Below are 15,747 nucleotides of genomic sequence, written 5' to 3'. Positions count from 1 at the left end.
GACGCCAATCGTTATGACACGTCGCGCCTAACCACAATTGGCACGTTTATGGTTCCCCTCAGACGCGGGACAATGCTTTTCCTGCCGATGCTTGCCATGAAAGCGGTTCCCCACATCCGGACGTGCCGTGGCAAGTCCGACTCCGCCAACCTCAAGATTTACGTACTTAGATATGGCCTCAAATAACGCAAAGCCTTCCGTCTCGCCCCAAATTACCTCGATATTCCATCAAGCATCGCGCGATGGGCGTCAGTTGGTCGAACGTTTGCTCCGGCAGAATGGGGAGAGCTTGGACTGGATCGACGATCTTCGCCAACTTCAGGGACGATACCTGGAGAAGTCCCCTCAAAAAGCTCAGCGTGATTGTTCGGCCGGCTGCCCTGCATGCTGTATGACGGCTCAAGTTGATGCCACACCAATTGAAGCAATTGCGGTCAGCGAGTACCTCAGGGCCTATCTCGAACCAGACGAACTGTACGCCGTGAAAGCTCGACTCACGCGTGTCACGAAATTGCGCGAAGCGCAGCTCAACGCGCAAGCTCCGCAACGACCGCTCGCGTGTGGTCTATTAGGGATGGATGGAAAATGCACGGTCTATCCTGTCCGCCCGGTTGTTTGCTCAGGCGTCTTTTCCTTGAACCAAAACGAATGCCGAAAAGCGGAGCGAGAGGCGAAAGCAGGCGACTTCTCCCAATCGATCCCGTTGGACAACGAGGCGATCCAGGCAACCGGAGGGATTTCCGGAAGTTTGCAGCGCGTGCTAGTAGAACATGGCTTGGACGGCAATCTGTACGAGCTCAGTTCGGCCGTGTTGGTCGCGATTCAAATTCCCGATTGCTTGGAAAGATTCCTCAACCGAGAAGATATTTTCAAAAACGCGATCTGCACAGATGCTCACTCCCCCCCCAGAAAACGTATCGTCCCAGCCCCGAAATTCCTCCGCCGCCCTGCGTCCCGACCTGCCTAACGAGAATCCGCCGTCTGTCTATCCCAGGTTGCCAAACCAAAATCATAATTGGTACCGTAGAGGATTATTGATGCGATCATGATGGAACGTGGACGAGGGATTCATCTTTAAGGTAGATGCAGTTCCCTTGGGGCTTCTTATCTTTTGGAACGATAGACCTATGGAATTGACGGCAGGATTCGAGCACTTCGTTCGCACAGATGAACCATTGGCCCAATACACCGGATTAAAGCTGGGTGGATCGGCCGAGTACTTCGCAGAACCTACCTCGGTCGAAGAATTGGCCGCTGTGGTGAAACGAAGCCGCGAACTCAACATTCCGACCCGTGTTCTCGGAGGGGGCTCGAATCTCCTTATCAACGACGACGGCGTACCTGGATTGGTCATCTATCTGCACCATCCTGCGTTCAGCACGATCGAAATCGACGGAAATCGCCTCACCGCGGGTGGTGGAGCCAAGCTGGCCCACGTGATCAGTACGGCGGTCGGAAACGGACTCGCCGGGCTCGAGGGACTTGCCGGTGTTCCTGGAACGGTTGGTGGTGCTTTGCATGGCAATGCTGGTGGAAACGGAGTCGACATCGGTCATCGCACCGTGGAGGCCACTGTGATGACACGCGCTGGCGAGATTGTCACCCGGACGGCACAAGACCTTCATTTCACATACCGCGAAAGCAGCCTCGACGAATTAGTGATCTTAAATGGCGTGTTCGAACTCGAACCGACCGATTCTCAGGAATTGACTCGACGGATGCAGAAGTTCTGGATTGTGCAGAAAGCTTCCCAGCCGGGCGGTTCCGAGAATATGGGGTACCTCTTCTTCGATCCCCCGGGTTTGTCAGCGAGTTCACTGATCGAGCAGTCAGGTCTCAAGGGGACCAAGGTAGGGGGAGCCGAAATCTGTGCTGAGCACACCAACTTCGTCCTTACCAGTCCCGAGGCAACTGCCAGCGACGTTGCTCGTTTGGCTGAACTGGTTCAAGGCCGTGTAAAAGAAGTCACTGGCATGGACCTGAAGTGCCAGCTGACATCTTGGTAGCACCGGCAGCAGCCCGCCCCCTTCCCCTCACGCACCATACGAAGGGGGCGATTCCGCCGTAGCAAAATAATCGTTAAACCAGCAATCAAGTTGCCCGACTCGCGCTGCCGATCTGACATCATGGGTAAGACTTCGTTTCCATAAAATCGTGCAGAGACACGTTTATAGGAAGCGAAGGATGCATTATGCTCTTCAAAGTGGAATGTGGAACTCTCCACAAGCCAAGGATTGGCCAGCTTTCACAAGGATGTCTCCATTGAGTCGCAGCACTCAAACCCCATCGGGTTTGTTGGGCTTGGGTTCGCCCGTTGCTCGCCAGCTATTGGTGTGCGTCGTTATCGTCGCCGCGTTCGCGCTGATGATGATTGCCGGGTGGAACCACTATGCGGATAAGTTCGCATCGCGGGAGGAGTTCCTTCTCACGCCGCGTGACATTCTTATCAACAAACAGCCCGATTGGATTCATTCCAACGTCTTGGTCGATACCATCGATGAACAGAAGCTTCCCGAGAAGCTCGACTTGCGCGATCGCGACCTAACGTCGAAAATCGCCGCTGCGTTCTCGAACCACGCCTGGATCCGCAAGGTCAACAAGGTCGTTAAGCAGTATCCTGCGAAAGTCCTGGTCGACGTCGAATACCGACGCCCTGTCGCGGTTGTCGAAGTCGTTTATGTTGAAAAGAATACCCAGAAACGCGGTCTCGTCCCGATCGATATCGAGGGAACCATCCTTCCGGATCGCGACTTTTCGCCAGCTCAGGCCGTGCAGTATCCACGAATCTTAGTCGACCTGAAAACGCCCAGGGTCGGGCCAGGTCGTAAGTGGGAAGATCCTCGCATCACGGATGCCGCCACGATCGCTGCGGAATTGCTTCCGTACTGGAACGACTTGAAGCTAACCCGGATTGTGCTTCGGGAAGATGGTGGCAGCCACTTCGAGTTGGAACTGGCGGATAACACGCGTATCATCTGGGGCAGTCCACCTGGCAAAGAATTGCCACAAGAGGCGATGGCCAAACACAAAGTACAGGTCATCTTGCAGAAAGCTGCCGAGTCGAGCCTATCGAGTAACGAAACTCAACCTTCACTCGATCTACGAACTGCCGGCCGCGGAACGACCGCCGCGGACACAGTCCACCGGTAACCCGCTTAACGGCCAGTCATGCAAAGCGGTTGCCCGCTTGAGATGGATCAAACGTCGCTGGATTGGCGTCATCCGATTCCGGCGGCGTTGGCCACGAGCTCGGAGCACAAATCTCCGAGCGACGAATCGGGACTTCATCAGGGGCTTCAATCCCCAAGCGAATCGTTTTCCCGGTGACTCGCAGGACGGTGATCGTAATCCCGTCTCCAATGTCGATCTTCTCGCCAACTCGGCGGCTTAGAACTAACATCGCTTCCCTGCCTCTGTAACAAAGAGAACTCTCAAAACCAGCGACCTGCCCCTGGAAGGTGTTACGTGCCTTCAATCGCGGTTCCCTTCGGCGATAGTGCACGCAGTCTACCGCAGGTAACTGAAAGCCAACCTACGGCTTACCGAGAGTATAAGAAGTTGTCATAAAATTCGGTCAAGAAAATAGAAACTGCGACCAGTTTTCCTGGAAAATGCGCGGAATGACCAGAGCGACAACTTCTAATGAATTCAGTAAGAAATACTTACTTCGCAGGTATCTGATTCAACGTGTAATACAGTACATCGTGCCACAGAGATTCTCCACTTGCATTCTTGATCCCAGGGAAGTGGATCTCGTGAACATGGCCTTCCTGTGGCTTATTTAGCGTAATTCTTAGGGACTTGTTGTCTGGTGCAACTTCGATCCCGGTGATCTCGGGCTGGGTATGATCGACTTCAGGGCTACCATAGCTCGATTGATAGATATAGGTATATGTTTCGATCTGTATGGCATCCGCTTTCTTCGCTGACTCGGGATTGATTGGCTTAGTGAAGCTAACCGTGAATCCGTCAGGATTGGCTTTCACATCCAAGATCTCGAATGGTGTAACCCCCGTCCAATTGATTCGTTCTAGGGAAAACGGCTTGTTACCACGAGAACCCCAGCCACGATTCGTGCCACCGACGAACAAGTTTCCGTCTTCGGTCACCAGAATCGGTAGCGTGCCTGACCCGATGTTTTCCAGAAACGGAATACACGCTCCCTGGTAGCGACCATTCACCTTTTCCATCACGACACGCATGATCGTGCTGTGCGATTGATCCCCAACCAGCATCTGGCCGGCGAATGGACCGAACTTGCCACCTGAGCGATCATAGTCGATACCACTGGCCGATTTGCCCATCTTGTCGTATGGGAACAAGACCGCGGCCGGCATGTATTCCGGGATCTTCTTAGCCTCGATGTGAAAGCGACTATTGCTTTCTGGCTCCTTCGGCGGTGTGCCAAGATTCGGTGCCAGATCGTACCACTGGTTGCCGCCCGGATGCCCAACGAAGTGCCCCGGCACCAAGTGCTTCAAACCACTCGTTCCGTTCCAGGGACCTTGATTGTCGGTGTAGAACATGTCTCCTTCCGCGTTCATTCCCATTCCGCCTGGGCTGCGAATCCCACTAACCGTCGGCACGGTCGTTCCATCTTCATTCACTCGCAAACACCAACCTCGAAATGGAACCTGGCTCGAGAACGAACCGGTCAGGCAGAGCGTAACCCAAATGTTGCCTTCCTTGTCGAACTTCGACCCGAAAGCGTACTCGTGATAGTCACCGGAAACGCCCCAGCCATCGGAGACCACTTCGAACTCGTCCGCTTCGCCATCGTCGTTGGTATCGCGAATCTTCGAGACATCGCAGCGTTGGGTCACGTACAGCCACCCTTTGCGATAAGCCAAGCCTAAGACTTCGTGTAGACCATGTGCATAGCGTTTGAATGTCGTATCCGTTTCTGGTGAGCTCGCCTTGGGGTTGGTCACCATGTAGATCTCACCACGGCGAGTTGAAACAGCCAGCTTACCATCTGGCATCATCTCGAGAGCCCCCGCCTCTAAAACCACTCCATCCGGCACGGGAAGCGGGGTGATCTTGTAGTATTTGTCTTGCTCCTTCTCTTGGGCCACTGAGATGCTGGCCGTTAGACAAACGAGAGCGAAAAGCGATGCGGTGCAGTAACGAATCATAAGAAACGCCTTTGAATTCTCGGCGGGTAATTTATGCGGGAACAAGTGTGATCGGCTTACCAGACGTACTTGAGCGTGAATGTCCGCTCGACACCTTCTGGGACTTCGATCACCAAGTCGGATTGATCATTGCGAACGATTGCCTTCGCGCCGGTTACTTGAAGTTTCAAGCCGTTGCCCATCTGATACCAGCCGTCCTTCAGAGGATGGATATCAGCTCCGGTCAGGGCGCGGAACAAGAGCTTACCCTCCGGCGCGTGCCCCTCAAGCGTGATTGTCCGCGTGAGTGAAGGGAATTCCCCCTGTTTCTCGGCATCGTAAGCTTCCGAGACCGTCAAATCGCCATATCGGTAGCGGAATGTGGGATTGTTGAGTTCGTCCAGGCGGTACCCAAGAAACTGATAGCCTGCCTCCTTACCGCTCGCTTCCGGCCACTTGGCGGACGGATCGGAAAGTACGGCCAGCGGGGCACCTTCTGGTAGATGGACAACGTTGTCTCCCAACGGCGGCTGGAATCCTTGCCCACGGCCGGTCCAGTGACGGGAGGCGTCGATAAAGGAGCCTTGCCAGATCATTGCCAGGTTCAAATTCGCCGCGTCGAAGGCTAGGTTGGCTTTCTCCGGAAAACCAATTCCGATCGCGCGGCTACCAGCTCCTTCGATGAAATTGCGATAGATAACTGCTTTGCGCCAGGCAACCAGTTCAATTGGCTGTTGGCCAACACCGAACGGCTTCGCGGCATCGGTGCCATCTTTCAAGTACCGCCAAATAGCCTCGACTTGTTGATCAGCGTCGCCGCTGAGGATGTTGCGCATTACCGACTTACCGTTGGGCCACGCGGTTGGCATACGGGTTCCTTTGCGGAAGCGTGGTGGATCCATGACGTAAGCTAAGAACCAATCATGATTGAGTCGCTTCGTCATTAACGTCATATCAATCCCTTGAACACCAGAGGCCTTCTCGCCGGCGAAGGTGTGACATTTGATGCAGCCGAAGACTTTATCGCCGACCATATGACGACCAGTCGCTTTGATGCGACCTTCCGTCTCAGGAATTTCGATAGGTGGATGTTCGGGTAGCGTGTCCAGTTCAGCGAATAGCGGAGCGAGCCCGCCAACGTTTGCGTAACCAAAGTTTGGCATCACGGTCTGCATGTAAGGACGATCCTTCGCGCCTTCGCTGAGCACCTTCTTCATCCAGGTTTCCGTCAGCTTCGCCCCCACACCTTCGAGCGTTGGCGGAATTCGTCCTTCATCTCCCATTTCCGCCTGAGTGGTATGGAAGAAGGCATTGAGCTCAGGTGTCACGCCTCCAATTTCATTTCGATCGTGGCATGCGTAACAATTGAACGTGACCATGTGCCGTTGAACCTTTTGCCAAGGTTTCCATGGTTTGGCGTCACTTTGCTTGCGATGGTTGATTGCCGCAGCCAAAGCTTGACGTTGCCCTGCGGTCAATTGGTAATTCGGAGCGTTTTCAGGGCTTTCGGCCAAGCATCCTTTCGCCAGATCAAGCGAGGCGAAGCTCGGCCCCAGCAGAGCGTTAGGATCTGGCTTGAGATCTCCCATGCTGTGACAGTTGGCACAGCCGAGCGAGACGAATTGAACGCGTCCTTTCTCAACCCGCTGTGGATCGACCTGAAAAGATTTATTGGCTTCGTCGCTGGCCGTTTCCTTCTTCATGAAGACATGATCAGCAACGTAAGCATTGCGGAGACCGCCTGGTCCGTCGAAGGTGACGTCAAACTCTTCTTCGCCACCCCCTTCGAAGTACTCGACACGCAGTTCATGCATACCGGGCTTCAATCGAACTTTGCCCGAGCGTCGCTGTTTGGGGTGAATGCCGTCATTGATCGCGACCTGCTTACCATCAATTTCGATGCGGCTACCGTCGTCGGAATCGATATGGAAGGTGTACTCCCCTTCCTGTCCAATGTTCAGGAAGCCTTCGAAGACCAGGGCAAAGTTATCCTTACGATGGGCGATTCCCAGATCGAACGACATCGTTTCGCCTGTTTCCTTCGGCGTCAGCTTCGAGAAGTCGGGCAACTTGCTGAAGTTCGGTTCTTCATAGTAGGCATACTGTAAGTTCGCTGGAACTTCGACATCGAGATCTTGCAGCAAGTATTGGGCAATCTTTCCCGCGTCAGCACTGCTCAGTCGCAGCGACGGCATGCGACCGGAGGCACGAACTTTCAGTGGATCTTGCAGAAAAGCAGTCAGCGAAGGAACCGAGTATTTCGCGGTAAGATCACCGAGCGGCTTCCATTGGCCTGATCCGGCCATGTTGCCTTCCTGAGGCCCATGACACGCGACACAACCGACTTCGTGGTAGAGAGCTTTCCCGTCGTTGATCTCCCTCGTTCGTCGTCGACCTTCCTGCAGTCGTCCGGTCGAAGCTAAGAAGTGGGTGAGATTCGAAATCGCGTCCTCTCGCTCGGCCGCTGGCAATCCGCCGAGAACATCGGGCATGGTCGCCCCTGGCTTCAGCTGGTGCGGATCTTTCAAATACGCCGACAAGTACTCTGGTCGAACGCGACTACCAACCAGCGACAAATCAGGAGCGGCCTTGGGAGCCAGGTTACCCAGTTGCGAACCAGTGTCGGCATGGCAGGCCACGCAGTTCAATTCGCTCAGCAGCAATTCGCCACCGAAAGCGTCACTGGTCTGCCCATGAAATCGCTCGTAGCCAGGAATCACCGGGCCTGATTGAGCGTAAAGAGAAACGGAACCCAGTGCGGCGAAAGTCCATGCCGCAACGGCCACGAAAGTACAGCGCTGCAAGCTCATCATGCGTCGTGCCAATAGTCAGAAGCAAGGATTGGGAGGTTGTCAGGAGATATTGCGAGGAGAGCCAGGAAGGCGACTGACCACGGAAGGGCAAATCGTTCAGGCCGAAATCGACTTTGTCAGGGAGGGGTATCTGATGATTCTGCGCAATAATCTCGCCAGGATCAATAACTCTCCTGCCGAGAACTTGTTATCACCGCCCGATCAAGCGGAGCCGTGGCCAAAGAATTGATACCACCTATAACGAGATATTGCGGTTGGCTTCTTCCGCGAGTTGCTGGAGCACCTCGAACAGGCGGTCCATTTTCTCTGGAATGGACGGGTTCTCGAGATCAATGTTGTCCTCGTCGAACTCGCGCAAGATTGGGATCGCGTCGTTAAACCCAAAGTTAGCTGCCATACCTAACAATCGATGCGCCGCAAAAGCAAAACGCTTGGAATCCTTCTCCGAAAATGCGGATTGCAGCTCTTCATACTGCGGCAGATAGGCGTCGCAGTACATCGTCCACAGCTTGTGACGCAGCGACAATGGGTAGGACGCCAATGGATCTTCAACGGTTTCCCCTGACTCTCCCGATGGCTCAGCCGTCGATGCCTGATCGTTAGCGGAATCAGACGACTCAGCTAACGATTCTGGTAACAAACGAAGCACCATTCGCAAGCCTTCTAAAGTGACAGGCTTGGTGAGAAACCCATCCATGCCGGCATCTTCGGTCTTGGTCCGGATTTCCTCCGTGGCATGGGCCGTGAGGGCGATAACCAACGGCCGGGCATGATCCGAATTCAAGCACTTACCGATCAGATCGTAAAAGAACTTGAAACCGTCGCCATCGGGCAATTCCAAGTCGAGCAAGATCATGTCAGGCCAACTTTCATCGACCTTCGTAAGTCCATCTGCAATCGAAACGGCAAACCGGTGCGGAACGGCCAACTCGCCTAACATCTCGCCAACAACTAGGCGATTCGCCTCGACATCTTCAACCACCAACAAATTGGCGGACTTCAAGGCGGGCATCACTTCAATCGGCGCGGTCTTATCGTGTCGCCACTCGTCGAGTTGCTCGATGTGGCCTAGCGATCGCGGGAAAGGAATGTCGACGATAAAAGCCGTCCCCTCGCCCAGTTTGCTAACCACACGGACACGACCGTTCATCGCTTCGACAAGCCGATAAGCAATGCTCAGCCCAAGCCCGGCTCCCCCATGCTTGTCACGATCTCGTTCCGCTTGTTTGAAGGGCTCGAAGATCGTCTTTTGATCTTCGGCTGAAATCCCAGGCCCCGTATCGCGGATACAGAGATTAACGAGCACTTCGTTCGCCTGCTGACGCTGCACGGACGCTTCAACTGAGATGCTTCCCTCGGTCGTAAACTTCAGTGCGTTTTGAATCAGGTTGACCACAACTTGCCGCAATCGGTTCTCATCGCCGAGTACCCACAAATCGAGGTCTTCGTCGATATCGAGATTCAATTCCAGGCCGCGGTCGATGGCTTGATGGGTGAACATCTCGGCCACCCTCTGGAATGTTTCCTTCGGATTAAGCGGTTCTCGACGCAGCTTGAGCGATGTATCGACTTCCAGCTTGGACATATCCAATAGGTCGGTCAAAAGCCCCATCAGAGACTGGGCCGAGTCATGAATCGTGGTCAGCAGCTTCTTTTGATTATTGACCAGTTGCCCACGGAGCAGAACTTCGGAAAGCCCCAAAATCGCGTTCATCGGAGTCCGTAATTCGTGACTCATTTTGGCAAGGAAGCGAGACTTTTCTTTGTTCGCTGTCTCCGCAGACTCTTTCGCTCTTTCCAGTGCCGAGGTGTTTTCGCGTAAGTCATCGACCATGCGGCGGATCTGCCCCACGGCTGGCCGAAAGACAAAGAGCCCTTCGAGCAGAAGCACTGTGAGTGTCACGAGCAGCAATCCATGCTCGACACGTTTCAGGCTCGAAACACGACTTTCGGCCTCCTTATCGTACAGATAGACAATCTGATCCATCCCTGCGAGGAAGTTCGCTTCGTGGGCCATAATGGTCTTGAGCGTCACGGGCAATTCTTCTGCGGGCTTTCGATCAGCCGTTTCTTGGACGAGAAATTGCTCTGCTGCGTCTCGGATAGTAATGAATTCCGGTTCCAGCGTTCGATACAGCTCGGTTACATTCTCACTGTTATTGCCTGGCAAACCCAGCTTTTCGTTGCCATCTTGTAGACCACGATGACATGTTTCCCACAGCGTCAGCGCACTCCGCAGGTCAGCCCGGTCTTTACTACGTTTGAAGGGATCGTCCGACGCGTGGATCTGCAGCGCAAGCTTGGTAATTTTCTGGCTGAGCATTCGTTGGCGACCCGCGATGTTAATCACCGTCGAGTCACTTAGCTGCCGTTCGAGGCTTCGTTGGACCAAAATTTGACCAACGATGGTCAACAGAGCGACCGCACTCAGAGCGAGAACGTACAGAACGGTCAATCGATTGGAAGACGATTGAGCAGTGGGAACCTGTTCCCCCTGGGCGGGCATAGGCTTAAACCGTACTTACGAACTCTTCAATTGCCAGCCCGAGATAGTGGATCTTCTTACGAAGGCTGGTCCGTGTAATTCCAAGCATACGGGCCGCCTTAGCCTGATTACCAGACGTCTTTCGCAGAATTATGGTTAAGACATGCCGCTCCATCTCCATCACCGCGTCAGAATAGAGATCGTTCGAGCCGGCATCAATCTTATCTTGAATGAAGTCTTCCCAATCACATACGTGGGTAGAGAGCATTTTAGTCTCAAGACCCACGTCGTTTCGTGGCAGGTCTCGCAAAGCCGTACGGAGGTAATCACCGGCTATCACGGTTCCCCGCGACTCGACGAGTGCACGCCGCAATACGCTTCGCAGTTCGGCGACATTACCTGGCCAAGGGTAATCGGTCAGCAAACGCAAAGCGTCAGGAGAAGTTCGCACGGCGCCCGTCTGGCCGATTCGTTCCACTCGGCAGAATTGTCCCACGAAATGATCGACCAATTTCGTCAGGTCAGCCCCACGCTCGCGTAATGGTGGGATGCGAATCATAAATGAGTTGAGCGAGTAGAACAGATCGTGGCGAATCACCCCTTCGGTCGTCAGTCGCTCGGCGTTCTTGCTCGACGTAAACAGAAGCGTAGTGTTCACTTGAATCGCTTCCTGCCCGCCGATTCGCTCGAAGGTTTTGTCTTGAATGAAACGTACTAGCTTGCTTTGCAGCGGCTGCGGAATCGCGGAAATGTCCTCTAACAACACGGTTCCGCCGTGGCATTGCTCGATCTTGCCGATTCGGCGTTCGGTCGCCCCAGGGAAGGAGTTCGGTTCGTGGCCGAACAATTCGCTTTCGAGCCATTCCGGGCCAAAGTCGCTGCAAACGACTTTGACGAAGGGGCGATCTTTGCGGCGTCCATGTTGATAAATTGCTCGCGCCACGAGCTCTTTACCCGTGCCGATCTCACCTTCTATTAGCACAGGCACGTCGTGGGCCGCTGCCCGACCGATTGCCTTGTAAACTTCCTGCATCTCCGGACACTGACCAATCAAGTGGTCCGCGCCGTCGATCATGGGATCGACTTGGGAAGGAAGTTGCACCGGCATCAACATCAAGCGGCGGCTTTCCAGAGCCTGCTGCGTCTTTTCCTGGATTTTCTCGAGTTGCAGAGGTTTGGAGAGGAAATCAAACGCCCCCTGCTTCATCGCCTCGATCGCCAGTTCACTCGAGTTCCGAGCGGTGACGAACAGCACTGGCAGGCGGGCATCAATGCGATTCACTCGTCCTAGGATCTGCAGGCCTTCGCCGTCAGGAAGAAGGTGATCGAGTATCAAGACATCGGGACGAAACTGGACCAATTGCTGCAGTCCGTTAGCACCGGTTTCCGCATGTTGAATGCGCACTTCGTCCTGCGAAAGGGCGGAGGTGACCACCGTTGCTACGCTGGGATCGTCATCGATCACCAGAACGCGTCGTTCCCGCTTCGCTCCGAGGTAGTTTTGCGTTGTCAATTTGTCTTGATGCTTCTGATTGAAAGAGTTTTTGCCGCGATAACTCCGTGGGTTCGCATCATTGCATGCAAGTCATGTACCGACCGCCTTACGGCTTCCCGGCACCAAGACATATCTCTCTATACAGAAAACACTTACATCTACACCTATCTCATGTTAATTATGGAGAAATTCCCCTTGCGCGGTTTCCAGGGCCTGGGATGCAACCTTTTTAGGCAATAGAAAAAGGGATGGCGGTTGCCGCCATCCCTTGTGTGTGGTTACCAGTTGTGAGAACCAATTTCTTAGAATCGCAGGGTGAATTGCGTGTAGAAGAAGTTGGCGTCATCATCCGTCACGTTCGGATTCAGGGCGTGCTGATCCTGGAAGTACGTCCCCGTGAAGAAGTGGGAGTACCCGAAGATGATGTCCGAGTGTGGCGTCATCTGGCACTTGGCCATAAAGTCGATTTCCTGACCCAAGTAACGCGATCCAGCCGCCGTGGTGCCAGGGTACGGTGCGTTAACCACCGTGTACGGCACGTCGTTGCTGTCCTGACGGTTGAAAATGTGATGCCACAGAATCAGCGTCCAGGCATCGCAGGGCTTCATCGTTAACTGGAAGTTGAAGTCTTCGATGTTGCGACGAGCGAACAAGTCCATCCAGCCTAAGTAGGCGTGGGCAAGCGGAAACAGTTGATCGAACCCGTTCCCCGTGATCGCATCGCCAGAAGCCCAGTCGTAGTAAGCCATGAACTTCGGCTTCCAAGCGAGGTCTTCAAACTGGTGGCCAAAGCCAATCGTGTAGAAGCCGGCGTTATGGTTGGCTTGTTGGTATTCACCAAACTGGTAGGCGGCTTCGATGTCGTATAGCACACCATGTTTGCCACCGTTGAGGCGGCTACCGGCGGTTTGGTAACGGAACGGCGAGGCGTTGTTTTCGTAGCCCAGCCAGTACATATCGATCGTCCCCCAATCGCTCTTCTTGTAGGTCGAAAAGACGCCGTAGAAAGATTGATCGAGGTTGGTCGAATCCCACTCGTACAAGGCTTTCTTGATCGGCCGGGTAGCGAAAGCATCAATATCCCAGGCATCCCCACGGTAGAAGACCTTGGCACCGTCGAATCGGCGACGAATGTTGGCCCAGTCGAGCGGCGACACGAGACGTTGGCTACCGTACAACAACTCTTGGCGACCGACACGAGCGAACCAGGCACCATTGCATGTATCGAGCAACTTACCGTCAATGAACGCATTCTGGATTTCCCAGTAGTTTTCATCGATCGGGCGTGGCGGGGCCGTTTCGTATTGGCTGTAGGCGTGCAGAATTTCGCCGTAAACGCGCAGGTTTTCCGAAACCTCATAATTCCCGTAAACACGCAACCGCTGTAGCAGAAAGTTGTCGTTTACGTTGTTGAGGAACGGCTTCATGTGTGCTTCGTTGTGGAATCGAAGGCGATACTCACCGCCGATGTCCAAGACACCATGATTGCCAACACAAAGCCGCTTGAGATCTTCCCCTAACAAGCAACCGTCGTAGCAGGGATCGCATAGGTAGTCGAAGTTATTATCAAAGAAGAGCGGTTTATAGGCACTAGCCGCCGCCTTCTTGAGCGCCTTCATTTTTTCTGCATCGCAAGCGGGTGCCGCCATGTCCATGTTGCTGGTTACGTTTTCGTACCCAATCATAGAATCGGCACTCTCAGCGATTGGAATCGCCGGGATGAAGGCAGAGTCTTCCTCGGCCTCATCGGTGATTCGCGTAACCGTCGCGTTCTCCAACAATGCGGACTGCGGTGGCACTAGCTCTTGGGCTAACAGAGCCAGCGGAGATGCCGCACCTAGACTCACTGCCAGGGCAGCCAGCCAAGAACGTTTCGTGCGGGTCATAAGCCGTTGTTCCTTCAACGAAAGTCATCCGTGGGTCGTCCATATTGTGGGGTATTGCTGCTTTCGGCCCCTTAATCGCGGATTCTCCAGGCAATTTGGGAAAGATGCCGCAAATGCGTTTCCCAGGAAACGGAATGAACAGCATGTGGTCGCAAGTGGCACCAGAATGACCGCCTCAAATTAAGCACCGCGCGATTACTGCGCGTCGGCTTTGCTGCATTTGCCGTCGCGTCTTGCAGTAAGACACGTGCCTGGATCTGGGCGTGAATCGAAACATTGTCATCGCAACCTCTTACTCTTATGTGCCTTACGACTTTCTTTTAAGAAACGGCACACCTCTTGCGTTTCTCCTGACAGGTACCAAAGCACATGGTGCCTATGGGTCCAGAGGCGGTTTCCCTTTATTTACAAACGAACATTCAACATCCCCTCCCGATCAGACTCAGTTAGGAAACAAGCATGAATTGGATTGGTATTCTTAATCGCACACTGTCTCTCTTGGCCTTGCTAGCGGCAGTCGGCCTAAACGGTTGCAGCAAGCCAACCTATTCTGGCCCAACTCTCGACGAGCTCGATCTCAGTTCCTTGGCAGCCGCTGCCAAAGCGCCGACCGACGGAGCGGCAGTACCCAAAATTGCCGATGTCGCCCCACTCGGCGGTGCTCCGGAAAAGGTCAACCTGAAACTAGGATTCATCAAACTGACCGATTGTGCCCCGCTGGTGATCGCTAAGGAGAAGGGTTTCTTTGCCGACGAAGGGCTGCAGGTTGATGTGGAAGCTCAGCCGAACTGGAAGACACTACTCGATCGAGTCATCAATGGCGAACTCGACGGAGCCCACATGCTTTCCGGTCAGCCCATTGCTGCCACAATTGGCATCGGCACCAAGGCTCACATCGTGACGGCGTTTACGATGGACCTAAACGGAAACGGCATCACTGTCTCCAATAGCATCTGGCAGAAGATGCAAGAAAACGATCCGCAGCTGAATAGTCCAACGCCGCCCCACCCGATCTCAGCCGAATCACTTCGCCCAGTGGTTGACGAGTACAAAGCCAGCGGCACGCCGTTGAAGATGGGAATGGTCTTCCCCGTGTCAACGCACAACTACGAGCTCCGATATTGGCTCGCTGCTTCAGGGATTCACCCTGGTATGTACACCCAGACCGACACCGTGGGTGAAACAAACGCCGACGTTCTGTTGTCAGTCACACCTCCGCCAATGATGCCGACCGTACTGGAAGCTGGCAACATCCAAGGCTATTGCGTCGGCGAACCTTGGAATCAGCAAGCCGTCGCCAAAGGTATTGGCGTGCCGGTAACGACCAACTACGACGTTTGGAAAAACAATCCTGAAAAGGTGTTCGGCGTTACCAAGTCCTGGAACGACGAGAACCCCAACACGCACGTCGCCCTGGTCAAAGCATTGATCCGAGCCGGCAAGTGGTTGGACGAAACCGACGCTGACGGAAACCTGGTCAACCGCGAAGAGGCCTGCCGCATTCTGGCCAAGTCGAACTACGTAGGTGCCGACTACGAAGTGATTAAGAACTCGATGACCGGCTTCTTTTACTTCCAGAAGTCGAACAAGCGACCAATGCCCGACTTCAACGTCTTCTTCAAATACAACTGCACCTATCCATGGTACAGCGACGGGGTTTGGTTCCTGACACAAATGCGTCGCTGGGGTCAGATCACCGAACCGAAGCCGGCTGAGTGGTACGACGAGACAGCGAAGAAGATCTATCGCCCCGACATCTACCGCCAGGCTGCCGCTGCGTTGATCGATGCCGGCCAACTTAGCGTAGAAGAGATCCCGGCCAAAGACACCGATGGTTATAAGCCGCCCACGGAGAAAGGCGACTTTATCGACGGCGTCGTTTACGACGGACACGATCCGATCGGCTACCTGAACTCGCATACCATCGGAAACAAGGACAAGTAATTCCGGTATG

At 54.1% G+C, this 15,747-nt stretch carries 10 protein-coding genes; 4 read left to right on the top strand and 6 right to left on the bottom strand.

From position 1 onward, the window contains the following. Positions 1 to 172 precede the first annotated feature (172 nt). The 3 genes from C5Y83_RS23465 (at position 173) to C5Y83_RS23455 (ending at position 3,150) form a co-directional block, all read left to right on the top strand. Positions 173 to 967 carry a YkgJ family cysteine cluster protein gene (locus tag C5Y83_RS23465; protein ID WP_105332234.1) on the top strand — a complete coding sequence of 265 codons (795 nt, stop codon included), beginning with the start codon at positions 173 to 175 and terminating at the stop codon, positions 965 to 967. Between the two features lie 160 nt (positions 968 to 1,127). Continuing rightward, entirely contained in the window at positions 1,128 to 2,006 is an 879-nt protein-coding gene (gene murB, locus C5Y83_RS23460) for a UDP-N-acetylmuramate dehydrogenase (RefSeq protein ID WP_105332233.1), read from the top strand. A gap of 256 nt (positions 2,007 to 2,262) precedes the next feature. Further along, the gene (locus tag C5Y83_RS23455; protein WP_146117897.1) at positions 2,263 to 3,150 is read left to right on the top strand and encodes a hypothetical protein; all 888 of its coding nucleotides are present in this window, start codon (positions 2,263 to 2,265) and stop codon (positions 3,148 to 3,150) included. Positions 3,151 to 3,166: 16 nt separating this feature from the next. Here C5Y83_RS23455 and C5Y83_RS23450 read toward each other — a convergent pair whose 3' ends face one another. From C5Y83_RS23450 to C5Y83_RS23420, 6 genes are all read right to left on the bottom strand, one after another. Next, a complete protein-coding gene (locus tag C5Y83_RS23450; protein WP_105332231.1) occupies positions 3,167 to 3,400 on the bottom strand; it encodes a carbon storage regulator in 234 nt (77 codons plus the stop codon). A gap of 262 nt (positions 3,401 to 3,662) precedes the next feature. Further along, positions 3,663 to 5,135, bottom strand: a complete 1,473-nt coding sequence (locus tag C5Y83_RS23445) for a PQQ-dependent sugar dehydrogenase (protein WP_105332230.1) — start codon at positions 5,133 to 5,135, stop codon at positions 3,663 to 3,665. 56 nt (positions 5,136 to 5,191) lie between these two features. After that, positions 5,192 to 7,927, bottom strand: coding sequence for a c-type cytochrome (locus C5Y83_RS23440; RefSeq protein ID WP_105332229.1), 2,736 nt, complete (start codon positions 7,925 to 7,927; stop codon positions 5,192 to 5,194). 235 nt (positions 7,928 to 8,162) lie between these two features. Continuing rightward, positions 8,163 to 10,433 (bottom strand): ATP-binding protein, encoded by a 2,271-nt coding sequence (locus tag C5Y83_RS23430; protein ID WP_105332227.1) that lies wholly within the window; start codon positions 10,431 to 10,433, stop codon positions 8,163 to 8,165. Between the two features lie 4 nt (positions 10,434 to 10,437). Next, positions 10,438 to 11,925, bottom strand: a complete 1,488-nt coding sequence (locus tag C5Y83_RS23425; protein WP_105332226.1) for a sigma-54-dependent transcriptional regulator — start codon at positions 11,923 to 11,925, stop codon at positions 10,438 to 10,440. Between the two features lie 284 nt (positions 11,926 to 12,209). Further along, positions 12,210 to 13,793: an alginate export family protein gene (locus C5Y83_RS23420; protein ID WP_105332225.1), complete on the bottom strand. Its 1,584-nt coding sequence runs from the start codon at positions 13,791 to 13,793 to the stop codon at positions 12,210 to 12,212. A 459-nt stretch (positions 13,794 to 14,252) separates the two neighbouring features. On the opposite strand from C5Y83_RS23420, the gene C5Y83_RS23415 reads away from it, so the two are divergent. Next, positions 14,253 to 15,737 carry a CmpA/NrtA family ABC transporter substrate-binding protein gene (locus C5Y83_RS23415; protein ID WP_105332224.1) on the top strand — a complete coding sequence of 495 codons (1,485 nt, stop codon included), beginning with the start codon at positions 14,253 to 14,255 and terminating at the stop codon, positions 15,735 to 15,737. The last annotated feature ends 10 nt before the right edge of the window (positions 15,738 to 15,747 follow it).

Origin of the sequence: Blastopirellula marina (assembly GCF_002967765.1) — a bacterium.
Classification (GTDB): domain Bacteria; phylum Planctomycetota; class Planctomycetia; order Pirellulales; family Pirellulaceae; genus Bremerella; species Bremerella marina_A.
Note: the sequence above shows the minus strand (reverse complement) of the source record. Positions and strands in the feature narration are given on the sequence as shown.

What these genes read in the sequence shown, in the direction of transcription:
- C5Y83_RS23430 (WP_105332227.1), bottom strand. Translation starts at nt 10,433, where the DNA reads ATGCCCGCCCAGGGGGAACAGGTTCCCACTGCTCAATCGTCTTCCAAT.
- C5Y83_RS23445 (WP_105332230.1), bottom strand. Translation starts at nt 5,135, where the DNA reads ATGATTCGTTACTGCACCGCATCGCTTTTCGCTCTCGTTTGTCTAACG.
- C5Y83_RS23415 (WP_105332224.1), top strand. Translation starts at nt 14,253, where the DNA reads ATGAATTGGATTGGTATTCTTAATCGCACACTGTCTCTCTTGGCCTTG.
- C5Y83_RS23420 (WP_105332225.1), bottom strand. Translation starts at nt 13,793, where the DNA reads ATGACCCGCACGAAACGTTCTTGGCTGGCTGCCCTGGCAGTGAGTCTA.
- C5Y83_RS23465 (WP_105332234.1), top strand. Translation starts at nt 173, where the DNA reads ATGGCCTCAAATAACGCAAAGCCTTCCGTCTCGCCCCAAATTACCTCG.
- C5Y83_RS23440 (WP_105332229.1), bottom strand. Translation starts at nt 7,927, where the DNA reads ATGATGAGCTTGCAGCGCTGTACTTTCGTGGCCGTTGCGGCATGGACT.
- murB (WP_105332233.1), top strand. Translation starts at nt 1,128, where the DNA reads ATGGAATTGACGGCAGGATTCGAGCACTTCGTTCGCACAGATGAACCA.
- C5Y83_RS23450 (WP_105332231.1), bottom strand. Translation starts at nt 3,400, where the DNA reads ATGTTAGTTCTAAGCCGCCGAGTTGGCGAGAAGATCGACATTGGAGAC.